Below are 23,225 nucleotides of genomic sequence, written 5' to 3' on the forward strand. Positions count from 1 at the left end.
AGCTGGCGGGCTCCAATGCCCGCCATTTTTACGATTATTGAACCGCCTCAAATGATAAAAGCTTCTCTTGTGCAAACATCTTGATACCTGCCCACTGCGCCAGAAAAATTCTGTATTGAACCATGAAATTGGCGAGCTGCTCTTGGGTTTCCATGCTCAGTAAGCGGTGCTCCGACTGATCAATGTATGCATCAATCCCTTGCCAGAGGGAGTGAATGGATCCCACCCCGGCCACGCCTATGGAAAGGCCCGCTTCCATTTTCCCAAGATTCACTTTCAATACTGCACATGCACGGCCACTGGCCGCCGGATGAACGTAGCTTTTAGACTGGGGGAATTCCATCAAGCTCAATTCAAATTGGCGAGCACGTTGAAGGCGATTAAGCGCTCTCATTTTTTCCTGCACCACCGGCATCAACTTGAATCTCGCCTCATCGCGAAATTCTGCCAACCCGGCCTGGACGTGTTCAATGGACGCCTGAAAATGCTGAATGGGCGTTTTGAGCACCGTAAATGAAGATGCCATTTTCGACACAATGGCTTTGTCGTACGCCTCAATTGCCTCGGGGAGATTCAACGCCCCCCACTTCTCGGGTTCCGTCCCTAGGGCTTTAGTTTCACAGGCACAAGAAACAACTTCTTCCCCTTGGGCTTGAATGCTCTCGGCAAGCTTGATCAGGCTTTCAGCAACCGCTTTACTACTGTTCCGCAAATTGAACCAATTACTGGCACGCCCCTTCAAGGCACCGAACAACTCGAGCATCTTTTCAGGCAGCAGTTCAGGCTCTTCTATATGAAAATAATCGAGGTAATGTTGAGCCTGCTGCACAGTGCCTGGCAGCTGCGACATTGATGATGCATAGCCGTCCAACAACCACAACGTTTCTTCCGCCACTAGAAAGGGCAGGTCTTTTTTCCCCGCCATCTCCCTCAAGGCCTCGACAATCTTCTGATGCCCTCCAACCCAGGACTCATGGCTTCCGTCAGGTTCACCCGCCATATCATCGCTCCACAAACCATGAGGCCCCAAGCCACCCGGCAGCTACCGGGTGGCTATAACGGAATTGATCAAACCTTGCTCATCAGATCCAGCAGACCTTTGTTATAAGTTCGGACCTCAGCAAACACGACGTCCAATTTCTTAATGTCCTCAAGGCTCCTGACCGACGCCCCTTTCAGTTCTGCAGACTGCTTTCCCTGCGATCTAACGATAGCCTGTACGCAGGAAGTCCAACTTGCGGCATAGCCCAAAAGTTCAGGTATTACCTTCAGCATTTTCTGCTGACCCTCAACTTCTTGTAGCTCCATGGACTTGTCACGCACTTGACGTTCGAGATCCTTCTCTCGTTTTATCGCTTCACGGCGGCAATCCTGCAGCTCCGAGTACCGCATACCTTCAAGGATGGACCCCATCATTTTTTCGAGATCCTTCATCGCTTTAGTGGCGGCATCCAGCGCGAATTTTGCCTCTCCACCGGGGACTACAAGTGCGCTCAGCTGCTCCGATGTAGGGACTAGACCACTGAGGTCCAGTTGGACATCCTTTGCTTCCAATGCCTCAATTGCAGCCGATAAGGCCGCACGCTTCTTTTTCTCGTCTTCCAACAACTTGCTCAATTGGGCAATATCGCCGTGAAGGCCTTTCTCGGATTTTTCCAAACGCGAACCCTCCGCGCGCCCATCAAGCGTTGGCAGAGAGGCAAAACCGTCATTACCTGTTTTCAGGCAGTTGATCACGCCTGCCAGCGCATTCAGCACATCGTCGCGCATCTCATGTGCAACATCCAACAAATCCGGATCGTCACCACTCTGCAAGCCTTCGATGACGAGTTGAAGCGAATCATCAGACAGTTGCGTAAGCAGCGCTTTCAATGCCACTCTGACTGCACTCTGGTTGTCATCCAAAAATATGGCATACCGTTTGATCACATCATGAAGCGTGGGTTGGAATGCGAATTTCTGCTGCTGAAAAGCATTAAGAAATTCACTCGCGGCGGTATTCATGGCTTGTACGTCTGGCAATTTGCCATTCGGCAGATAAGATACATTGCTGGTCATTTCTAATACCCCTTATTTAGCTGCCGTCGCCTCATCAAAAATGCGAGTCAATTGCCTCGACGTTTTTTCGATACTGCTCCACTGCCCCAGAAACTGCCGGAAATAAATCATGAAACGAGCAAGCGACTTATTATCTGTCAACTTACCGAGTTTATCGATGGAGGCGACAATATAACTATCTACTGTATCCCACGCCGTCTGCAGATGAGCGGCGGCAATCAGCACACTGGCCAAACGAAAATCCAAGTCATCTACAAACTGGTCCAACTGCCTGAGGCTACCCTCCATTTTTACGCGCGCTTCCAGTTGCCTGGCCACTGCTTTGCGCTCACCCTCTCTTTTTTTTCTCTCCTTCCTGGCTTTCTCCGCCTTGGCTCCATAGATGGCACCCCCGATAAGGAGCCCGAGCGGCCCCGCCGCTGCGCTCCCCATCACACCTTTGATGTAATTGTCATACTCTTTCCTGAGCGCTGCTATCTCTTCATCCAGGTCTGCCAGGTCCTTTCGCAGTTGCTGAGCTTCACCACTTTCCAGCTCCCGCTCTACCGCATTATTTTTTTTGGCCACTTCGGGAATAAGCTTGAATTTTATTTCATTGCGCCACTCGCTTGTCTGCGACTTCACGCTTTCCACTCGGCTTGCGTACCTGACAACATCCTCCCTCAAAACCTCCATGTATTCGACCAACTGGGTGACTGTGCGCTTGTCATCATTACTCAGTGCCACCGGTGTTCCCAGCGCAACTTTATCCCACGTTTCAACCGCATTCCCCAGCGCTCTGATGCGCTTGCACTCTTCCGTGATCACCTGACCACTGGCATCAATCGAGACCGCCGTACTCGCCAATTCGCTGGAAAGCTTCTTGCTGTTATCAGAAAGCGTTGACCACTGGCCGGCATGGGTACGCAACAACTGGAAAAGCGCCTCCCATTTTTTGGGCATCAGTTCTGGGTCTGCAATTTTCTTGTAGCCTAACCAACGCTCAATATTCTCAAGATCGCTGGGCAAGGCGAACACATGATTGACATATTGATTGATGGTAATGATGTGCTCTCGAGTAAGTGTCAAACCGCCCTCATTCGGTCCATCGCGCTCGGCCATGGCATCGACCAGGTCACCGGGTAGCCTGGATGCTTGCTCCGAAAGGTCTTCGTAACTGACGTCTTCTGCACTCATGATGGTTTCCTCTCGCTTGACGACCCAATAGATCGACTCCGGAAAGTGAACGTACAGGGCGCTTATCAACACCATCAGGCTGCAGGCTTTCCCCGCCCCACCCGTGACAACACAAAACCCGGTTACCTTCAGTTATGCTCTGGCCATCGTCTGCCCCAGGAGCCCCCATGACTGCCCATCGCCTGCTCGTTCCCCTGTCCCTTTGCCTGCTGACAGCCTGCGCCCAGCACTCCAGGCAGGCCGTGCAACTGGACGCGGAAAGCGAATGCCCACAGCGCCTGGCAGTGGGCCAGCCGATCACGCTGACCCTGCCCAGCAACCCTTCCACCGGTTACCGCTGGCTGGTACAGAACCCGGCCTCCAATGTGCTGCGCAGCCTTGGCCCCGAGGTCTACAGCACGCCCGAAGAAGCTGGCATCGTCGGCAGTTCGGGCGTCTCCACCTGGCGCTTCGAAGCCCGTGCCGCCGGCGAAGGCCACCTGGTGCTGGTCTATCAGCAACCCTGGGCCCCGGAAGTACGCCCTGTACAGACCTTTGATTGTGCTGTGCGAGTCAACTGATCGCACAGCGCTGGTCAGCCAACCATGCATCCTTGCCGCGGTTTGGCTAGAATGCCGGCCCTGCCTCTTGTCAGCCGCCTGGATTCACCGTGAGCAAACAACCCGACCGCCTTTTCGCCCAGCCTCTGGAGCAAGTCCCCGACTTCGTGTTCAACGAAGACGTGGTGCGCGTGTTCCCGGACATGATCAAGCGCTCGGTGCCCGGTTACCCGACCATCGTCGAGAACCTCGGAGTGCTCGCGGCACGCTTTGCCCAGCCGAACACCGCCCTGTACGACCTCGGCGCATCGCTGGGTGCCGTGACTCAGTCGTTACGCCGCCATGTACGCAGCGATGGCTGCCGCGTCATTGCCGTGGACAACTCCGCGGCCATGGTCGAACGCTGCCGCCAGTACCTGACCGCCCAGGACTCGATGTTCCAGGAGCTGCTCCCGGTGCAGGTGCTGGAAGCCGACATTCTGGAGCTGCCATTCGAGCCGACGTCGGTGGTGGCGATGAACTTCACCCTGCAATTCATCGCCCCCGAGCAGCGCCTGGCGCTGCTTGGCCGCATCCGCCAGGCCCTGCTGCCCGGCGGCGCGCTGATCCTCTCGGAGAAACTGCGTTTCGCCGATGACGAGGAACAGGCCCTGCTCAACGAACTGCACCTGGACTTCAAACGCGCCAATGGCTACAGCGAGCTGGAAATCGCCCAGAAACGCAGCGCCATCGAGAACGTGATGAAGCCCGACACTCTGCAGGCCCATACCGAGCGGTTACGCGCGGCGGGCTTCAGCAAGGTGGTGCCGTGGTTCCAATGCCTTAACTTTGCCTCGTTGATAGCCCTGCCATGATCGATCTTTCTCCCCTCGTCCGCCGCCTGGCGGGCACGCCACTGGCTTCCTGGTCACAAGGCCTGCAAGCGCAACTGGACGCCAAGCTGGAAAAAGGCCACGGCGACCTCGACCGCTGGCGGGGTGCGCTGGACGCATTGCCGGTCCTGACACCCAGCCAGGTAGATCTGCTCGACGGCCTGCGCCTGGATTGCGACTGCGACGACGCCACTCGCGCCCGCATGCGTGATGCCCTGATGGGGCTGTCGCCGTGGCGCAAGGGCCCGTTCGACCTGTTCGGGGTGCATGTGGACACCGAATGGCGCTCGGACTGGAAATGGTCACGGGTGAGCCCGCACCTCGACCTCAAGGGCAAGCGTGTGCTCGACGTGGGCTGTGGCAATGGCTATTACCAGTGGCGCATGCTCGGTGCCGGTGCCGACATGGTCATCGGCGTCGACCCCAATTGGTTGTTCTTCTGCCAGTTCCAGGCCGTTCAGCAGTACCTGCCCGAGCTGCCTGCCTGGCATCTGCCGTTCGCCCTGGAAGACCTGCCAGCCAACCTCGAAGGTTTCGACACGGTGTTCTCCATGGGCGTGTTCTACCACCGTCGCTCGCCCATCGAACACTTGCTGGCGCTGAAGGACTGCCTGGTGAAAGGCGGCGAGCTGGTGCTGGAGACGCTGGTGATCGAAGGTGACGAGCAGCAGGTGCTGGTGCCTGAAGACCGCTACGCGCAGATGCGCAACGTTTGGTATCTACCTTCGGTACCGGCGCTGGCGCGCTGGCTGCGCCGTGCGGGCTTCAGCGATGTGCGCTGCGTGGATGTCAGCGTCACCAGCGTCGAGGAACAGCGCAGTACCGACTGGATGCGCTACCAGTCTCTCGGCGACTTCCTCGACCCGAACGACCACAGCAAGACCATCGAAGGCCTGCCGGCCCCGCGCCGGGCAACTTTGCTGGCACGCAAGTAAGAAAGGCGCCCTTCAAGGGCGCCCGAATCACACCTGTGCCGAGGAGCGATGACAGCACAGGTGCTGTTGCCTCGGGCCTTGGCCACCTTTCGTGCATTCCCCCGCACCTTGCCCTCGCGTTCGGCAACCGCTTGCTGCTTGTCATCGCCATACAGGCGCTCCTGCTCCTGGCGGAAGATAACGCCCTGGCAGACAGCCAGATAACACCCGGATTACAAATCCGTTATTTGCGCCGTTTGCCCTTACTCATGCCGTAACATCCTGCCGGTTGACCCTGAAGCCCCTACAGGGTCGAGAATCAGCCCCTTTTCAAGCACACCGAGCCCCCATGCGCCTACTCATCATCGAGGACGAACTGCGAACCGCCGACTACCTGCAGCAAGGCCTGCGCGAGAACGGCTACGTGGTCGACTGCGCCCACACCGGCACCGACGGCCTGCACCTGGCCCGTCAGCAGCCGTATGATCTCATCATCCTCGACGTCAACCTGCCCGAACTCGATGGCTGGAGCGTGCTGCAACGCCTGCGCGCCGAGTCGCCCACGCGCATCATGATGCTCACCGCCCACGGTCGCCTGGCCGACCGGGTCAAGGGCCTGGACCTGGGCGCCGATGACTATCTGCTCAAGCCCTTCGAGTTTCCCGAACTGCTGGCCCGCATTCGCAGCCTGCTGCGCCGTAACGACCAGCAGATGCAGCCCAGCACCCTGCGCGTCGCCGACCTGGAACTGGACCCCGGCCGCCACCGCGCCTACCGCGGTGGGCAGCGCATTGACCTGACTGCCAAGGAGTTCGCCTTGCTGCACCTGCTGATGCGCCAGAGCGGCGAGGTGCTGTCACGCACGCAGATCATTTCGCTGGTGTGGGACATGAACTTCGATTGCGACACCAATGTGGTCGAAGTCTCGATCCGCCGCTTGCGCGCCAAGATCGACGACCCGTTCGAAGAAAAGCTCATCCACACCCTGCGCGGCGTGGGTTACGTGCTGGAGGCGCGCTGATGAGGCAGGCCAGCCTGTCGCTGCGCCTCGGCCTGAGCGTAACCCTGATGGGCGCCGCGCTGGTGCTGCTGCTCGCCTGCCTGGCGGTGTTCGCCCTCGAGCATGAGCTCGAGAACCGCGCCCGCAAGGACCTGGCGCGCAAGATGCTGCAGGTCGAGCACAACCTGCGGGTCGACCTGCGCAGCGAAGACCTGAGCAGCCGCGCTCACCCGCTGCTCGACCTGGTGATGGGGCACGATAACCTGAGCCTCAGCGTGCTGGCCCTGGATGGCCGCCACCCGCACCTGCTCAGCCTCGGCCCGGCCCTGGAGGCACAAGTAGGCGAGCTGTTCACCGACAACCGACTGAGCTTCCACGAATGGCGTGACAGCAGCGGCCAGCAGATGCTAACCGCAACCCGGCAGATGCGGCTGCGCGACGACACACCGGTGCAGGTGATGATGTCGCTCAACCGCGCTGACGACAATGACCTGCTGCAAGCCTACCTGCACTCGACCTTGCTGGCCCTGCCGCTGCTGTTGCTGCTGATCGGTGCCGGTGCCTGGTGGCTGATGCAGCGCGGTTTGAAGCCATTGCGCCACTTCCGACGTATCGCCGGCAGGGTGTCCGCACAAGATCTTCAGCATCGGCTGCCTGACCATGGCTTGCCGGTGGAACTGGCCGAACTCGCCAGCAGCATCAACGTCATGCTCGATCGACTGGACCAGGGTGTGCGCCAACTGTCGCAGTTTTCCGATGACCTGGCTCACGAGCTCCGCACACCTTTGAGCAACCTGATGGGCAAGGCCCAGGTGACCCTGGCCCGCGAGCGCGACTGCGAGCAGTACCGGGAAGTGCTGGCCGACAGCATCGATGAGCTGACCCGCCTGAGCCGCATCATCAATGACATGCTGTTTATCGCCCAGGTCAGCCAGCCCCAGGCGCAGTTGGCGCTCAAGCCGCTGGCCGTGGCTGATGAAGCGCAGCAGGTGCTCGAGCTGTTTGCCTTCAGCGCCGAACACAAAGGGCTGGCGCTTCAGCTCAAAGGCTGGGGAACGGCCCTGGCTGACCGGCTGATGTTCCAACGTGCGCTGTCGAACCTGTTGAGCAACGCGATCCGCCACAGCCCGGAAGACCGGGAGGTGACCCTGGGTATCGAACGGCATGGCAACGAGGTTTGGCTGTGGGTCGAGAACGAGGGGCCGGGCATTGCCGATGAGCATCTGCCACGGTTGTTCGAGCGGTTCTATCGTGCAGGATCCGGGCGTTCACGGCTGGAAGGCGGGACAGGGCTCGGGTTGGCGATCGTGGAATCGATCATGCGGCTGCATGGGGGGCGGGTTGAGGTGCACAGCAGCTCCACAGGGCCCACGCGCTTTTCTCTGGTGTTTGTAGCCGAATAGCTTGTTATCTCTACTGGCCTCATCGCCGGCAAGCTGGCTCCCACAGGCACCCCATTGAACCCTGGTGCAGTGAAATACTGGTGGGAGCCGGCTTGCCGGCGATAGGGCCATCACCCTCAACACATGATCAGCGCGAAGCCTGTACGATCAGCGCCTTCATCTCCGCCACCGCCGCCTTGAAACCGACAAACAGTGCATGCGCGACCAATGCATGGCCAATGTTCAGCTCATTGATGCCTTTGATCGCCGCAACAGACTCCACGTTGTGATAATGCAGGCCATGGCCGGCATTGACGATCAGCCCCTGCCCCACACCAAACGCCACACCATCGACGATGCGCTTGAGCTCCTCAGCCACATCGGTAGGCGTTTCGGCATCGGCATAGCGGCCGGTGTGCAGCTCGATGGCCGGCGCACCGACACGGCGCGATGCCTCGATCTGACGCTCGTCCGCATCGATGAACAACGACACTTCAGCGCCGGTGCGCGACAGGCGCTCCACCGCAGCCTTGATCCTCGCCTCCTGGCCGGCCACATCCAGGCCGCCCTCGGTGGTCAGCTCCTGGCGAGTTTCCGGCACCAGGCAGATATGCGCCGGGCGGATCTTTTCGGCGAAGGCCATCATCTCTTCGGTCACGCCCATTTCGAAGTTCATGCGCGTCTGCAGCACGTCCTTGAGCACCAGCACGTCGCGCTCCTGAATGTGCCGGCGGTCTTCGCGCAGGTGCACGGTGATGCCGTCGGCACCCGCTTCTTCGGCGTCCAGCGCGGCTTTTACAGGGTCTGGATAGCGGGTACCACGGGCCTGGCGCAGGGTCGCCACGTGGTCGATATTGACACCGAGAAGCATGCGATTGCTGTGAGTCACGAAAGGCTCTCCTGAAGATTTAGCCCCACAGCATACGACGTGCTCAGCGCTTGCGAAACAGTTCCCGGCTGACCAGTGGTTTCGACCCCAGGTGCACTGCCAGTGCCTGGCGCATCAGGCGCTTGGCCGCAAGCAAGGCGCCGGGTGCCTGCCAGTCGGCCTGAGCCAGGGCCAGCAGCTCGGCACCATTGAACAGGCCAGGCTGCACCAGGTACACCCGCTCAAGGCCGGCATCGACCTGCAAGCGATAGAGGCCATCGGCGGCGATCGGGTCATCGTTGATGTCGTGGTGGAGCGAGAAGGCGTACCCGAGATCATCCAGCAGGCGCCATTCGAAGGCACGCAGCAGCGGCTCCAACGAACGCCCGGCGGCCAGCGCCTGCAGGGTCAGGGCGTAATGCTCGAACAGCTCGGGTTGGGGCGCCTCAGCAGGCAGCAGGCGCATCAGCAGCTCATTGAGGTACAGGCCACTGAACAGCGCATCGCCGTGCAGCCAGGCAGCGATGCCAACGCTGTCCAGCCGCCCGACATTCTTCAGCTCGCCGCGCCCGCGCAGTTCCACTTCAAGCGGCACGAACGGCCGAACCAGGCTGCCGCCCTTGCCCCGCGCCCGGCGCAACACCGCGCGCATGCGGCCCTGAGGGGTGAAGAAGTCCACCAGCGCGCTGGTTTCCTTGTAGGCGCGGCTATGCAGCACGTAGGCCGGCTGGGCGACGGGTTGTTCCATGGAGAATGGCCTGAAAAGGCAAAGGCCCGGAGAAGTCCGGGCCCCTGGAGGAGTTACAAGTCGCCGTAGCCCAGCGAACGCAACGCGCGTTCATCGTCGGACCAGCCACCCTTGACCTTGACCCACAGGTTGAGCATGACCTTGGCGTCGAACAGGGTTTCCATGTCCTTGCGCGCATCGGAGCCGATACGCTTGATGCGTTCACCCTTGTCGCCAATGATGATCTTTTTCTGGCCGTCACGCTCGACCAGGATCAGCGCATGGATGTGCAGCACATGACCTTGCTGCTTGAACTCTTCGATTTCCACGGTGATCTGGTACGGCAGCTCTGCACCGAGCTGGCGCATGATCTTCTCGCGCACCAGTTCAGCGGCCAGGAAGCGGCTGCTGCGGTCGGTGATCTGGTCTTCCGGGAAGAAGTGCTCGTTTTCCGGCAAGTGCTTGGCGATCAGCGCTTCCAGCGATTCGAGGTTGTGCCCCTGCTGGGCCGAGATCGGCACGATTTCGGCATTCGGCAGTTGCTCTTGCAGCCACTGCAGGTGCGGAATCAGCTCGGCCTTTTCGTCCATGCGGTCGGTCTTGTTCACCGCCAGGATCACCGGGCCGGTCACGTACTGGATGCGCTCGAGTACCAGTTGGTCCTCGTCGGTCCAGCGGGTGCGGTCGACCACGAAAATCACCACATCGACGTCCTTCAGGGCTGCCGAGGCGTTGCGGTTCATGTAGCGGTTCAAGGCCTTGTCGTTGGCCTTGTGCATGCCCGGGGTGTCGACGTAGATCGCCTGCACGTCACCCTCGGTCTTGATGCCGAGCATGTTGTGGCGGGTAGTCTGCGGCTTGCGCGAGGTGATCGCCAGCTTCTGGCCGAGGATGTGGTTGAGCAGGGTCGACTTGCCCACGTTGGGGCGGCCGACGATGGCCACGTAGCCGCAGCGAGTCGGGTTGTTATCAGTCATTGCCATTCTCCACGCCCAGGGCGATCAATGCGGCGGCGGCAGCGACTTGCTCGGCAATACGCCGGCTAACGCCCTGGCCACGGCTCTTGTTGTTCAGCAGCACCACTTCGCATTCGACGAAGAAGGTACGGCAGTGCGGTTCGCCCTGGATGTCCACCACCTCATAACGTGGCAGTTCGCAGCTACGCGACTGCAGGAATTCCTGCAGGCGGGTTTTCGGGTCCTTGTTGGTGTCGACCAGCGTCAGGCTTTCGAACTCGTCGGTCAGCCAGGCCAGAATGCGCTCGCGCGCGGTCTGCATGTCGGCGTCCAGATAGATGGCACCAATCAGCGCTTCCAGGGCGTCCGCCAGGATCGACTCGCGGCGAAAGCCACCGCTCTTGAGCTCACCCGAGCCCAGGCGCAGGTATTCACCCAGGTCGAAGCCACGAGCCAGGCGGGCCAGGGTTTCGCCTTTGACCAAGCGGGCACGCAGGCGCGACAGCTGGCCTTCGCGGGCCTGCGGGAAGCGCTCGAACAGCGCCTCGGCGGCGACGAAGTTGAGAATGGAGTCACCGAGAAACTCCAGGCGCTCGTTGTTGCGCCCGGCGTAGCTGCGGTGAGTCAGGGCCAGCAGCATCTGGTCCTGATTCTTGAAGGTGTAACCGAGCTTGCGCTCGAGACGGGCAAGGGAAGCACTCATGCAGCCACCCGTGGGTTATTCAACGCGTTGTTCAAATCAACATCCTGAAAGACTGTTGGGCTGTGGTCCGTCGCGGCGAGCGGCGAAACTCTCGATCCTTGAGAACACAGCCTATGTCAGAAATGCATTCGGCGCTGTCTTCAGGACAGCGCCGATGGGTATCAATGGATCAGGCCGACCCGCGACAGGTTGGGCAGGTGGCTGAGTTTTGGCTCTGGCCAGCTCATCCATACCGCGAAGGCCTTGCCGACTATGTTCCGGTCCGGAACCATGCCGTGCAGTTCCTTGGGAATGTTCGGGTCATCCCAGTAACGGCTGTCGTTGGAGTTGTCGCGGTTGTCGCCCATCATGAAGTAATGGCCGGCCGGCACGGTCCATTGCTGGTCCGGCGGCATGCGATAACGGGTCATTTCCTTGCGGATCAGGTGCTCGGCAGCGCCGAGTTTTTCCTTGTACAGCTCGGCACTGCCCAAGGTGCCTGGCTCGGCGCCGACCAGCTGTTCGGCGATCGGCTGGCCATTGACGAACAACCGCTTGTCGCTGGTGTAGCGCACCTGATCACCCGGCAGGCCAACCACACGCTTGATGTAGTTGACGTTCGGGTCGCTCGGGTAGCGGAACACCATCACATCGCCGCGCTGCGGGTCACCGACCTCGATGACCTTCTTGTCGATCACCGGCAGGCGGATGCCATAGGAGAACTTGTTCACCAGGATGAAGTCGCCCACTTCCAGGGTCGGTTTCATCGACCCGGACGGAATCTGGAACGGCTCGACCAGGAACGAACGCAACACCAGCACGATGAACAGCACCGGGAAGAACGACTTGCCGTACTCCACCAGCAGCGGTTCCTTGTTCAGGCGCTCGACCACGGCCATTTCTGGCTGGTTGACGCTACCCTGGTAGTTGGCGACTGCCGCCCGCCGGCGCGGGGCCAGGAACAGCAGGTCGATCAAGCCCAACAGACCGCAGACGGCTACGGCGATGACTAGCAACAGCGGGAAATTTAGCGACATAGGACCTAGCTATCCAACCTGAGCACGGCGAGGAAGGCTTCTTGTGGAATTTCCACGTTGCCGACCTGTTTCATGCGTTTCTTACCGGCCTTCTGCTTCTCCAGCAGCTTCTTCTTACGGCTGACGTCACCGCCGTAGCACTTGGCCAGTACGTTCTTTCTGAGCGCCTTGACCGTGGTCCGCGCGATGATCTGGCCGCCAATGGCTGCCTGGATCGCCACATCGAACATCTGCCGAGGGATCAGTTCCTTCATCTTTTCGGTCAACGCACGGCCTTTGTAGGCCGCGTTGTCGCGGTGAACGATCAATGCCAGGGCATCGACCTTGTCGCCGTTGATCAGTACATCCAGCTTGACCAGGTTAGCCGACTGGTAGCGATCGAAATGATAGTCCAGCGAAGCATAGCCGCGGCTGGTCGACTTCAGACGGTCGAAGAAGTCCAGCACCACTTCGTTCATCGGCATGTCGTAACGCACCTGCACCTGGCTACCGAGGAACTGCATGTCGCGCTGCACGCCACGCTTCTCGATGCACAGGGTGATGACGTTGCCCAGGTGCTCCTGCGGCACCAGGATGGTCGCGGTGACGATCGGCTCGCGGAAGTCTGCGACTGCCGATACATCCGGCAGCTTCGACGGGTTGTCGACGACGATGGTTTCGCCGGTCTTGAGCTCGAGCTCGTAGATCACGCTCGGCGCAGTGGTGATCAGGTCCAGGTCGTATTCGCGCTCCAGGCGCTCCTGGATGATCTCCATGTGCAGCATGCCCAGGAAGCCGCAACGGAAGCCGAAGCCCAGGGCGTCGGAGCTTTCCGGCATGTACTGCAGCGACGAGTCGTTCAGGGTCAGCTTCTGCAGGGCATCGCGGAAGTCTTCGAAGTCGTCGGAGCTGACCGGGAACAGGCCGGCGTAGACCTGCGGCTGGATTTTCTTGAAGCCCGGCAGCACTTCGACTTCAGGGGTGCTGGACAGGGTCAGGGTGTCACCGACCGGTGCACCGTGGATGTCCTTGATGCTGGCGATGATGAAGCCCACTTCACCGGCTTTCAGGTCGGCGGTCTGGGTGTGCTTGGGCGTGAACACGCCCACACTGTCGACCAGGTGCAGCTTGCCGGTGGACTTGACCAGAATCTTGTCGCCCTTCTTGACGCGGCCGTGGCGCACGCGCACCAACGAGACGACGCCCAAGTAGTTGTCGAACCAGGAATCGATGATCAGCGCCTGCAAGGGCGCATCAATGTCGCCTTCCGGCGCAGGGATGGTCTGTACCAGGCGCTCGAGCACCTCATCCACGCCCATGCCGCTCTTGGCGCTGCAGGCCACAGCGTCGGTGGCGTCGATGCCGATGATCTTCTCGATCTCGTCCTTGACGCGGTCCGGGTCGGCCTGCGGCAGGTCCATCTTGTTCAGGACCGGCATGACCTCAAGGCCCTGCTCGATCGCGGTGTAACAGTTGGCCACGGACTGGGCTTCGACGCCCTGGCCTGCGTCCACCACCAGCAAGGCACCTTCACAGGCTGCCAGCGAGCGCGAGACTTCGTAGGTGAAGTCGACGTGGCCGGGGGTGTCGATGAAGTTGAGCTGGTAGACCTTGCCGTCCTGCGCCTTGTAGTTGAGCGTGACGCTGTGGGCCTTGATGGTGATACCGCGCTCGCGCTCGAGGTCCATGGAGTCCAGGACCTGGGCTTCCATTTCGCGCGCCGACAGGCCACCGCACATCTGGATGAAACGGTCGGCCAGTGTCGACTTGCCATGGTCGATGTGGGCGATGATGGAGAAATTGCGGATATGACTCAAATCACTCACGGGTCAACACTCGAAAAGGCTGCGAGCCGGAACGCCCGCCGAAAAATAGCCGGGAATTGTACCTGAAGCCGAAACGAGCTGCACGCTTGCTCGCCGTAAGGCCGCCAAAAGGTCTGCCACATTCCCTCTCCTTGCGCGTGCATAGCCTGTCATTTCTGCCAGTTTTCCTCACCTGAAACCGCCTTTAGATTAATGAAATCGCTCATGTATACGGAACGATCACTAAAAACATTTCACGAGGAGCATGCAGATGCCCAGATCCAGCGTGCAGGCAGGCGACTATGATCGATCATTTGGTCAAGACGGCTATGCCGAAACTCCGCCTTTTTTTGGTGCCTGGCTACCCCGAAACTTTGCCGGTTTGACACTGCAAGACGACAACATCCTGATCAGTGCCTTGGCACTCGACGAGCGCGGCGGGAGGCATTGCGGGATCATCCGGCTAGCGCCGAATGGCTCGCAGGACATGTCATTCGGAATTGATGGCGTGGTAGCGGGCAGATTCAATGCCAACGAACATGCTCAGCCCGAAGCACTGATCGCGCTTGCCGATGGGCCGATCATCCTGCTGGGGCTTACCGCAGATCCGGCACGCCCCTTTCCCCAGCCTCATTACCTGATACTGGAGCCGAATGGCCAAGGCCCCACTCCTTCTTTCAAACTTGAGGCGCCAGATGGTGCTGCCGCTGTGATCGGTAGCGGGCGACTGACAGCCTTGGGTCCTCATTTCATGGCTGCCCTCACCTTTTACGGCATCCCAGGTCAACCAACACCGAATCCCCGTGTCTATCGCTTGAATCTCGCCGGCGACCCGAGTTTTCCAGATGGATCCTTCATCGAAATTGGACTTACGCCAGGCGAACTGGAAATCACTGGGCTGATTCAACTGGACACGGTTTTTTACCTGAGCGGTATCCGCCTTCAAACCGGGCTGCCAGATGAAAGTTTCATTGCCCGTTATACGGTTGATGGGAAGCTCGATCCGATGTTCGGCAACAACGGCTCGATCATAGTGAAAGTTGAAAATCGGTCCACACACGTCAAGGCTTTAATCCAGAGGCCAGACGGCCATTTGATCGTCGTGGGCAGTGCGCAAGATGACTCGGTTAGCCAGGCCATGGTCTGGCAGTTCACTGCCCTGGGCGCGCCGGACCAAAACTTCAACAATGGAGACCCGTTGCTCGATAGCGCAGCACGCGCTTGGCACAGCGCATCACTCGATCCCGCTGGGCGACTGATCACATTCGGTACGGGCGCAAGGCTGGAACACAAAAGGTACCTCATGGATGGCTCGACAGACCCTGACTACCTCCCTTCAGCTCAGCTCATTGGCATCCCCGATGCCATGCTGACTTTGAACAGAGGAGCAAATACCTTGTTCGCCTACAATGCGACGGCAAGTATCGGCCTGATCGGCACCGTTGCGGCAATTCAGAACTGATTCAATTTCAATGAAAAAGCCCGGGGGTCATTGACCACCGGGCTTGCCTGACTACTGCACAGTAGGTTGGGCAGTTTTATTCAGCCAGCTTGAAGGTGATGAAGCTCGCTCGCCCTTGACGCAGCACACGCATCGACACCGAGCGGTTCTTCGGCAGGTCCTTGGCGATTTCGGTGAACTGCTTGGCCGAAGCGATCGCCTGGTTGTTCAAGTGACTGATCACGTCACCCGGACGCAGGCCAATCATCGCTGCCGGACCATCCTGAACTTCCTTGATGACCACGCCCCCCTTCAGCTCCAGCGACTTCTTCTGCTCGGCGGTCAGGTCCGACACGGACACGCCCAGGCGGTTGCTGCTGCGCTCAGCGCTACCATCGGCACCCGTGCCGGTACCGATATCGGCGTCGTCATCCGGCATCGCGCCAATGGTCACATCCAGATTCTGGCGCTTGCCGTTGCGGATGATCTCGAGCTTGGCCTTTTCGCCGTCCTTCAGGGTACCGACCAGGTGCGGGAGGTCGGCCGACATGACGATTGGCTGGCCATTCATGCTCAGGATCACATCGCCCACCTGCAGGCCGCTCTTGGCTGCAGGGCCGTCTTCCAGCACCTGGGCCACCAGGGCGCCAGCCGGCTTGTCCAGGCCGAAGGATTCAGCCAGGTCCTTGTTGACCTCCTGGATCACCACGCCCAGCCATCCACGGCTGACTTTGCCGTCCTTCTTCAACTGGTTGGACACATCGATCGCCACGTCGATCGGGATGGCGAAGGACAGCCCCATGAAACCGCCCGAACGGGTGAAGATCTGTGAGTTGATCCCCACCACTTCGCCTTTCATGTTGAACAGCGGCCCGCCGGAGTTGCCCGGGTTGATGGCAACGTCGGTCTGGATGAACGGTACGTAGGTGTCATTGGGCAAGGTACGGCCCTTGGCACTGACGATACCTTTGGTTACCGAGTGGTCGAAGCCGAATGGCGAGCCGATGGCCAGCACCCACTCACCGACCTTGAGCTTCTCGGAGTCACCCAGCTTGACGGTCGGCAGGTCCTTGCCTTCGACCTTGAGCAGGGCCACGTCGGTACGCGGGTCGGTGCCGACCAGCTTGGCTTGCAACTCGCTGCGGTCCGACAGGCGGACGATGATTTCGTCGGCATCGGCAACCACGTGGTTGTTGGTCAGCACATAACCGTCGCTGGAAATGATGAAGCCCGAGCCCAGCGACTGCGCCTCACGCTGGCGATCACCGCGCGGCGAACGCGGCTGCTGCGGCATGTTGCGCTCGAAGAATTCGCGAAACATCGGCGGCAGGCCTTCGAGGTCCGGCATCTGCCCTGCGGCGACGCGGCGATCTGGCAGCTTCTGCTTGGTACTGATGTTGACCACGGCCGGCGAGGCCTGCTCGACCAGTGTAGTGAAGTCCGGCAGGGCTTCATCGGCCTGGGCGCTGAGCGCCTGGCCGAGCATCAGCACGGCGGCGAACATCGTTAGGTAGGATTTCAAGCGTGGTATTGACATACGGCTCCCGTCACAACGAGCGTAGTTAGCGTAAGACCCCTGCAGAAGCAGGAAAGGCCAGACTCCAAGAAGCCTGACCTATAGAAAATTTGCCGATGGATTGCAAATGACAATGCTTTAATTTCATTTCAGCCGCAGCTTCGCAAGGCTTGGCACGGGCCACGAAAAACGCGCCATCACTGGCGCGCCTGAGCATCCTGGGGCCGCATCGACAGCGCGATGCGCTCTGCGGTGCCCAGCGGAATTTCCCCGACCACGGTGACCATAACCTTGCCCTTGGGCGTATTCAGGCGGCGCGAAACCGCAACGGTCGGGCCAAGCTGAGTGCGCACATCAGCGCCGGAATCGTCCTTCACGGGCTCAAGAAACACGGAGAATCGCGCCAGGCCATCGTCATACATCAGGCTGCTGATGGTGCTGTCACGAGAAGGGTCACGACGCACCGTGCTGTTGATCAGCTCGAAACCGTCGGGGAGCCAGTCCGAACGCCAGCCGGCGACAGCCTCGGCCTTGGTGCTGGCCACGTGCTGCACGGGCTTGCATGCCTCGCTCGGGTTCAAGTCCCGGTCGCTGGGCGGATTATCGGTATCCAGACGAGTCATCTGGAAGCGCTCGAGCAACTGCCCTTTGTCATTGAGCATCAATGAGCGCAAAGGCAGCCCCGTCTGGCGATCCAGGTGCAATTCGAAGGCGTAGCGGTGCTGGTCCCGCGGGGTCAGGGTAACGATTACCGCATCCCGCCCGGCGACCCTTGCCCTGCCTGCAAGGCGCAGGTCGTACCAGCTCATCAGCTTGAGGGGATCGAGCACACGCGCAGCAGCGTCAGGTGGCGTGCCTACGCCACTGACCAGAGCACCACTGACGCACTGCACCTTGCCATCCACGCGCACGATTTCCTGGGCAGCGCCATCGAGCTGCAGTAGCCGCTCGCTGACCTTGCCGTCTTGAACTCGATGCCAGATATCGTGGGAAGAAAAGCTGCCGTTACGTTCGTAGACGAAGGAGCCCTGATAACTCTGCTTTTGCTCGGCCTGTGCCAGCTTGTTCAACCACTCACTCGCCTCTGGCGAAGAGTTGGCTGCCAACGCTGGCACCATCACGCAGCTGCCTATCAGCAGCGACAGGAGAGGTAGCGCGCGCATGATCCTCCTTACTTAGCGGTTTTCCAGGCTGGCGGCGCGGGCATAAGGCAATGCGGTTTCAGTGCCTTTGAGCGCGGACTCCTGGGCGTGCTGGCGCAGATAACCTGGCAGACGCTGATCCCAGCCGGCCTGATTCTGCAGCACACCGTTAGCCATCGGCCCGGTCGGTTGCTCACTGCTCTCACTATAGCCTGCCAAAACGGCCGGGCCTTGAGTTTGTGGCATGGTCAAGCCTTGTTGCGCAGGCTGCTGGGAAGAAGCCAGCTCGGCACCGGTAATTTCGTCCTGGTTGAACATGCGCACACCCGCCAGTACAGCAACGGTTACCGAGGCGGCAACGGCCAGGCGGCCAATGCTGCGCCACGGGCCTTGCTTGACCTTGGCCGGCACGGCTTCGTCAGCCAGTGCGGCAGACACCGCCGAGGCGATATCCAGCTTGGGCAGCAGCAACTCCTTGTGCATGGCTGCACGGGCTACCTGGTAACGCGACCAGGTGGCACGGGTTTCGGCATCGTCGACGGCGTTCAACACCCGACGCAGTTCCAGTTCGTCCGCTTCGTTATCCATCACCGCGGACAGCGATTCCTGCAAAGCTTCACGACTCATGGCGGTTCCTCTCTTGGCTGTCGCCGCTGTCTCAGGTTTCCTGCAACAACGGCTGCAGGGCTTTGTCTATGGCCTCCCGAGCGCGGAAGATTCGAGAGCGCACGGTACCCACCGGACATTGCATGACGCTCGCAATGTCTTCGTAACTCAACCCGTCAAACTCGCGCAGGGTCAACGCCGTGCGCAAATCTTCGGGCAGCTGCTGGATGGTGCGATGGACAGTGCCTTCGATTTCATCCCGCAACAGGGAGCGTTCTGGGGACTCGAGATCCTTGAGACCATGATCGCCGTCGTAAAACTCCGCATCCTCGGAGCTCACATCGCTGTCTGGTGGCCGTCTTCCACGGGACACCAGGTAGTTCTTCGCCGTGTTGATGGCGATGCGGTACAGCCAGGTATAAAACGCACTGTCTCCGCGGAAATTGCCAAGCGCACGGTAGGCCTTGATAAAGGCTTCCTGCGCCACATCCTGGGCCTCGTGGGTATCGTGAACGAACCGCACGATCAACCCGAGAATCTTGTGCTGATACTTCAGCACCAACAGATCGAACGCTCGCCTGTCGCCGCGCTGTACACGCTCGACAAGCTGCTGATCCTCTTCCTGGGTTAGCATGAACACTCCTCAGTGAACTTGAAGGAGCGTTGCAAAAGCCATCGTTCAGGCTTGCAAACATAGACTCGGGCTTTTCGCAAAAGTTCTCTCCTCCAAGCAAGTTTCCTGCGGCCCTTGGTCGGCTCGCACGGAAGACGCGGCGCGGGCACGGCCGGCTGCGTCGATAATCAGGTTTCGGATACGCAGGTGTCAGCCCGGATAGAGCCGCCGCCACGCGTCGCCGCGCGAAAATTTGGCGCACGGGCAGCCTTCATAGGATTTCCAGCCGTGTAGGAAAGTTCCCACGAAGATCGCCCCAACCTCGTAGATGGCATGGAAATTGGCTACCGCAGGCTGCTATAAAGGCAGCCCGACCTGCATTCACGATAGTTTCACAATGCCATCTGCGAGTGACTATTGTGCCGCGCCCCTTTCCAAGATTACTAGTGTCCTGACATGAGCCAACAATTCCAACATGATGTCCTGGTGATCGGCAGCGGCGCCGCCGGTCTCAGCTTGGCACTGAACCTCCCCAGCCACTTGCGCATCGCTGTGCTGAGCAAGGGCGACCTGGCCAACGGTTCGACCTTCTGGGCCCAGGGTGGCGTTGCCGCGGTACTGGACGATTCCGATACCGTGCAGTCCCACGTCGAGGACACCCTCAATGCCGGCGGCGGCCTGTGCCATGAAGAAGCGGTGCGTTTCACCGTCGAACACAGCCGCGAAGCCATCGAATGGCTGATCGAACAGGGCGTGCCGTTCACCCGTGACGAACACTACGGGGTCGACGACGGCGGTTTCGAGTTTCATCTCACCCGCGAAGGTGGCCACAGTCACCGGCGCATCATCCATGCCGCCGATGCCACGGGCGCGGCCATTTTCACCACGCTGCTGGCCCAGGCGCGCCAGCGGCCAAACATCGAGCTGCTGGAACAGCGCGTGGCGGTCGACCTGATCACCGAGCGGCGCCTGGGCCTGCCCGGCGACCGCTGCCTCGGGGCCTATGTACTGAACCGCAACAGCGGCGAAGTGGACACCTTCGGCGCGCGCTTCACCGTGCTCGCCACCGGTGGCGCGGCCAAGGTCTACCTCTACACCAGCAACCCCGATGGTGCCTGTGGCGACGGTATCGCCATGGCCTGGCGCGCCGGTTGCCGCGTGGCGAACCTGGAATTCAACCAGTTCCACCCGACCTGCCTGTACCATCCGCAGGCCAAGAGTTTCTTGATCACCGAAGCCCTGCGTGGCGAAGGTGCCCTTTTGCGCCTGCCCAACGGCGAGCGTTTCATGCCACGTTTCGACCCACGAGAGGAACTGGCCCCGCGCGACATCGTGGCCCGTGCCATCGACCACGAAATGAAGCGCCTTGGCGTGGATTGCGTGTACCTGGACATCACCCACAAGCCGGTCGAGTTCATCAAGAGCCACTTTCCCACCGTCTACGAGCGCTGCCTGACATTTGGTATCGACATCACCCGGCAACCGATCCCGGTGGTGCCGGCGGCCCACTACACCTGTGGAGGCGTGGTGGTCGACGATCGCGGCCACACCGATGTGCCAGGGTTGTATGCCATTGGCGAAACCAGCTTCACCGGCCTGCATGGGGCCAACCGCATGGCCAGCAACTCGTTGCTCGAATGTTTCGTCTACGGCCGCGCCGCTGCGGCGGACATCCAGGCGCACCTGAAGCAGATCGACATGCCCAGCGCCCTGCCCTGCTGGGATGCCAGCCAGGTCACCGACTCGGACGAAGATGTGATCATTGCGCACAACTGGGATGAGTTGCGCCGCTTCATGTGGGACTACGTGGGCATCGTGCGCACCAGCAAGCGCCTTCAGCGCGCCGAGCACCGCATTCGCCTGCTGCTCGATGAGATCGATGAGTTCTACAGCAACTACAAGGTCAGCCGTGACCTGATCGAACTGCGCAACCTGGCCCAGGTGGCCGAGCTGATGATTCGCTCGGCGATGCAGCGCAAGGAAAGCCGCGGGCTGCATTACACCCTGGATTACCCCGGAATGCTGTCTGAGGCCAAGGACACCATCCTCAGCCCGAACTGAAATCGAGGGTGCCTTCGTCGCCGGCAAGCCGGCTCCCACAGGTACTGTGCTGCGCTCACTGGGGGAGCCGGCTTGCCGGCGACGAAGCCGACTCGGCCCACCGGCGGCGACTGAACTTCAGCCTTACCCGCAAACGCCGATACTCCTCTTTCCCCAGGGCATCCCTGGCGATACATTGACTCTCGCCAAACCAGCACCCCGGTCGCACGAAGCGCAACACCACCAGTTCCGGCAGCGCCATGCTGTCCCGACACAAGCGTACCGGCTGCCACCCCCGCGCCCGACTGAACACCTGCCAGCCAAGCACATCTCGGCGCAGGCCGGTAACGGCATGCGGATCAGTCAACAGGATACGTCGGGGAATGGCCCAGCAAGCGTGGGCAATGCATACGGCCAGAACGGCCAGACAGGACCACCAGGGCAGCGCACTGGGCCACAAGGCCATCTGCGCCAGCACCTGGCAGACCAGGTAGGCCGTCAGCAGTTGGCGCGAGCCCTGCCAACGGCACTCGAAGGACTCACTTGGGCTGGACACGGTCCAGAATGATGCGAACCATGCGTTGCAGCTCCGGGTCTTCGGACTCGGTGCGCTCCATGAACCAGCCGAACATGTCCTGATCCTCGCAGCTCAGCAGGCGAACGTAGAGTTCGCGATCGGCGTCGCTCAGGGTCGGGTAGACCTCCTGGGTGAATGGCACCAGCAGCACGTCCAGTTCCAGCATGCCACGGCGGCTGTGCCAGAAAAGCCGGTTGAGTTCAGTTTGTTCGACCATGGGGCCCTCCTCGAATGGTCGGGCAGTATACCGTGCGAAGCCGTGAGCGACACCGGGCGTTGGTCTAGTCACCTACCTATTTTGTTACCGGCGTTCTATGATGGCCGCCAGACTTTAGCCACCGCGATGACCCATGGCCGATTCCGCTTTCTTCAGCCCCCTGTCCCACGAGGGCATCCTCGCCGTACGCGGCTCCGACGCCGGCAAGTTCCTGCAGGGCCAGCTCACGTGCAACATCAACTACCTCAGCCCCGAGCACGCCGGCCTTGGTGCCCGCTGCATGGTCAAGGGGCGCATGCAGTCGAGCTTCCGCATCCTCCCCGAAGGCAACGGCTACCTGCTGGCCATGGCCAGCGAACTGCTCGAAGCGCAGCTGGCCGACCTGAAGAAATACGCCGTGTTCTCCAAGGCCACCCTCAGCGACGAAAGCGCTGCCTGGGTGCGCTTCGGCCTGCAACAGGGCGATGCCGCGCTGCAGGCCCTGGGCCTGAGCGTCCCGGCCAGCGCCGGCGCCACCGTACGCCATGACAACCTGATCGCCATCGCGGTTTCCGACGGCCGTGTCGAGCTGTGGGTACCCGCCGACAACGCCCCCCACGTGCGCGAGGCGCTGGCCGCGGCCTTGCCTGAAGGTAGCCTCAATGACTGGCTGCTGGGGCAGATCCGCGCGGGTATCGGCCAAGTCATGGGCCCGACCCGTGAGCTGTTCATCCCGCAGATGATCAACCTGCAGGCGGTCGACGGCGTGAGCTTCAAGAAAGGCTGCTACACCGGCCAGGAAATCGTTGCGCGCATGCAGTACCTGGGCAAGCTCAAACGTCGCCAGTATCGCCTGGCACTCGCCGAGCAGGCGATTCCAGCGCCGGGCGCGGAGATCTTCTCGCCCACTCACGGCTCCTCGGTTGGCGAAGTGGTACTGGCTGCCAGCACGGGCCAGGGCTGCGAGCTGCTGGCGGTACTGAGCGCCGACGCAGTGGAAGACGACAACCTGCACCTGGGCAGCCTGCAAGGCCCACGCCTTGAGCTGCTGAGCCTGCCTTACGAACTGGACCGCGACCGAGAAATCCAGCGCTGACCA

At 60.6% G+C, this 23,225-nt stretch carries 23 protein-coding genes; 8 read left to right on the plus strand and 15 right to left on the minus strand.

All coding sequences use genetic code 11. From position 1 onward, the window contains the following. Window positions 1-34 precede the first annotated feature (34 nt). The 3 genes from KU43P_RS21585 to KU43P_RS21595 all read right to left on the minus strand — a co-directional run bounded on the left by KU43P_RS21585 (window position 35) and on the right by KU43P_RS21595 (window position 3,234). Complete coding sequence (locus KU43P_RS21585; RefSeq protein WP_317659469.1) at window positions 35-1,000, minus strand: hypothetical protein; 966 nt, start codon at window positions 998-1,000, stop codon at window positions 35-37. A gap of 68 nt (window positions 1,001-1,068) precedes the next feature. Further along, entirely contained in the window at window positions 1,069-2,058 is a 990-nt protein-coding gene (locus tag KU43P_RS21590) for an alpha-xenorhabdolysin family binary toxin subunit B (RefSeq protein ID WP_317659471.1), read from the minus strand. A 12-nt stretch (window positions 2,059-2,070) separates the two neighbouring features. Further along, the gene (locus KU43P_RS21595) at window positions 2,071-3,234 is read right to left on the minus strand and encodes an alpha-xenorhabdolysin family binary toxin subunit A (RefSeq protein WP_317659473.1); all 1,164 of its coding nucleotides are present in this window, start codon (window positions 3,232-3,234) and stop codon (window positions 2,071-2,073) included. Between the two features lie 167 nt (window positions 3,235-3,401). Here KU43P_RS21595 and KU43P_RS21600 point away from each other — a divergent pair, with 167 nt between their 5' ends. From KU43P_RS21600 to KU43P_RS21620, 5 genes are all read left to right on the plus strand, one after another. Then, a complete protein-coding gene (locus KU43P_RS21600; RefSeq protein ID WP_317659475.1) occupies window positions 3,402-3,794 on the plus strand; it encodes a protease inhibitor I42 family protein in 393 nt (130 codons plus the stop codon). 89 nt (window positions 3,795-3,883) lie between these two features. Next, window positions 3,884-4,627, plus strand: coding sequence for a carboxy-S-adenosyl-L-methionine synthase CmoA (gene cmoA, locus KU43P_RS21605; RefSeq protein ID WP_317659477.1), 744 nt, complete (start codon window positions 3,884-3,886; stop codon window positions 4,625-4,627). After that, the gene (gene cmoB / locus KU43P_RS21610) at window positions 4,624-5,580 is read left to right on the plus strand and encodes a tRNA 5-methoxyuridine(34)/uridine 5-oxyacetic acid(34) synthase CmoB (protein WP_317659479.1); all 957 of its coding nucleotides are present in this window, start codon (window positions 4,624-4,626) and stop codon (window positions 5,578-5,580) included. The genes cmoA and cmoB overlap by 4 nt, the downstream gene beginning before the upstream one ends. Window positions 5,581-5,908: 328 nt before the next feature. Beyond that, on the plus strand, window positions 5,909-6,580 hold the full coding sequence (locus tag KU43P_RS21615; RefSeq protein WP_317659481.1) for a heavy metal response regulator transcription factor: 672 nt from the start codon (window positions 5,909-5,911) through the stop codon (window positions 6,578-6,580). Beyond that, window positions 6,580-7,962: a heavy metal sensor histidine kinase gene (locus KU43P_RS21620; RefSeq protein WP_317659483.1), complete on the plus strand. Its 1,383-nt coding sequence runs from the start codon at window positions 6,580-6,582 to the stop codon at window positions 7,960-7,962. Before KU43P_RS21615 ends, KU43P_RS21620 begins: the two co-directional genes overlap by 1 nt. Window positions 7,963-8,089: 127 nt before the next feature. Here the strand turns inward: KU43P_RS21620 and pdxJ are convergent, their stop codons facing one another. The 6 genes from pdxJ to lepA form a co-directional block, all read right to left on the minus strand. Next, entirely contained in the window at window positions 8,090-8,812 is a 723-nt protein-coding gene (pdxJ, locus tag KU43P_RS21625) for a pyridoxine 5'-phosphate synthase (protein WP_411567266.1), read from the minus strand. 61 nt (window positions 8,813-8,873) lie between these two features. Further along, entirely contained in the window at window positions 8,874-9,557 is a 684-nt protein-coding gene (gene recO / locus KU43P_RS21630) for a DNA repair protein RecO (RefSeq protein ID WP_317659487.1), read from the minus strand. Window positions 9,558-9,610: 53 nt separating this feature from the next. Next, window positions 9,611-10,513: a GTPase Era gene (gene era, locus KU43P_RS21635; RefSeq protein ID WP_317659489.1), complete on the minus strand. Its 903-nt coding sequence runs from the start codon at window positions 10,511-10,513 to the stop codon at window positions 9,611-9,613. Further along, window positions 10,506-11,195 (minus strand): ribonuclease III, encoded by a 690-nt coding sequence (gene rnc, locus KU43P_RS21640; protein ID WP_317659491.1) that lies wholly within the window; start codon window positions 11,193-11,195, stop codon window positions 10,506-10,508. The genes era and rnc overlap by 8 nt, the downstream gene beginning before the upstream one ends. Window positions 11,196-11,356: 161 nt before the next feature. Beyond that, window positions 11,357-12,211 carry a signal peptidase I gene (gene lepB, locus KU43P_RS21645; protein ID WP_176511018.1) on the minus strand — a complete coding sequence of 285 codons (855 nt, stop codon included), beginning with the start codon at window positions 12,209-12,211 and terminating at the stop codon, window positions 11,357-11,359. Between the two features lie 5 nt (window positions 12,212-12,216). Continuing rightward, window positions 12,217-14,016 carry a translation elongation factor 4 gene (gene lepA / locus KU43P_RS21650; RefSeq protein ID WP_317659493.1) on the minus strand — a complete coding sequence of 600 codons (1,800 nt, stop codon included), beginning with the start codon at window positions 14,014-14,016 and terminating at the stop codon, window positions 12,217-12,219. 250 nt (window positions 14,017-14,266) lie between these two features. On the opposite strand from lepA, the gene KU43P_RS21655 reads away from it, so the two are divergent. Further along, complete coding sequence (locus KU43P_RS21655) at window positions 14,267-15,457, plus strand: hypothetical protein (RefSeq protein WP_317659495.1); 1,191 nt, start codon at window positions 14,267-14,269, stop codon at window positions 15,455-15,457. 76 nt (window positions 15,458-15,533) lie between these two features. On the opposite strand, the gene KU43P_RS21660 is transcribed toward KU43P_RS21655, so the two are convergent. The 4 genes from KU43P_RS21660 to rpoE all read right to left on the minus strand — a co-directional run bounded on the left by KU43P_RS21660 (window position 15,534) and on the right by rpoE (window position 19,334). Then, window positions 15,534-16,967, minus strand: coding sequence for a DegQ family serine endoprotease (locus KU43P_RS21660; protein ID WP_411567267.1), 1,434 nt, complete (start codon window positions 16,965-16,967; stop codon window positions 15,534-15,536). A gap of 182 nt (window positions 16,968-17,149) precedes the next feature. Next, window positions 17,150-18,115, minus strand: a complete 966-nt coding sequence (locus tag KU43P_RS21665; RefSeq protein WP_317659499.1) for a MucB/RseB C-terminal domain-containing protein — start codon at window positions 18,113-18,115, stop codon at window positions 17,150-17,152. Window positions 18,116-18,127: 12 nt separating this feature from the next. Next, window positions 18,128-18,721 (minus strand): sigma-E factor negative regulatory protein, encoded by a 594-nt coding sequence (locus KU43P_RS21670; protein WP_317659500.1) that lies wholly within the window; start codon window positions 18,719-18,721, stop codon window positions 18,128-18,130. Window positions 18,722-18,752: 31 nt separating this feature from the next. Then, window positions 18,753-19,334, minus strand: coding sequence for an RNA polymerase sigma factor RpoE (gene rpoE, locus KU43P_RS21675; RefSeq protein WP_003252049.1), 582 nt, complete (start codon window positions 19,332-19,334; stop codon window positions 18,753-18,755). Between the two features lie 435 nt (window positions 19,335-19,769). On the opposite strand from rpoE, the gene nadB reads away from it, so the two are divergent. After that, complete coding sequence (nadB, locus tag KU43P_RS21680) at window positions 19,770-21,374, plus strand: L-aspartate oxidase (RefSeq protein WP_317659507.1); 1,605 nt, start codon at window positions 19,770-19,772, stop codon at window positions 21,372-21,374. 55 nt (window positions 21,375-21,429) lie between these two features. Here nadB and KU43P_RS21685 read toward each other — a convergent pair whose 3' ends face one another. Then, window positions 21,430-21,909 (minus strand): protein YgfX, encoded by a 480-nt coding sequence (locus tag KU43P_RS21685; RefSeq protein ID WP_317659509.1) that lies wholly within the window; start codon window positions 21,907-21,909, stop codon window positions 21,430-21,432. Further along, window positions 21,893-22,147 carry a succinate dehydrogenase assembly factor 2 gene (locus KU43P_RS21690; protein WP_317659511.1) on the minus strand — a complete coding sequence of 85 codons (255 nt, stop codon included), beginning with the start codon at window positions 22,145-22,147 and terminating at the stop codon, window positions 21,893-21,895. The genes KU43P_RS21685 and KU43P_RS21690 overlap by 17 nt, the downstream gene beginning before the upstream one ends. A 133-nt stretch (window positions 22,148-22,280) precedes the next feature. Between KU43P_RS21690 and KU43P_RS21695 the strand changes: the two genes are divergently transcribed. Then, window positions 22,281-23,222 carry a YgfZ/GcvT domain-containing protein gene (locus tag KU43P_RS21695; RefSeq protein WP_317659512.1) on the plus strand — a complete coding sequence of 314 codons (942 nt, stop codon included), beginning with the start codon at window positions 22,281-22,283 and terminating at the stop codon, window positions 23,220-23,222. The last annotated feature ends 3 nt before the right edge of the window (window positions 23,223-23,225 follow it).

Source organism: Pseudomonas sp. KU43P, from assembly GCF_033095865.1.
Taxonomy (GTDB): domain Bacteria; phylum Pseudomonadota; class Gammaproteobacteria; order Pseudomonadales; family Pseudomonadaceae; genus Aquipseudomonas.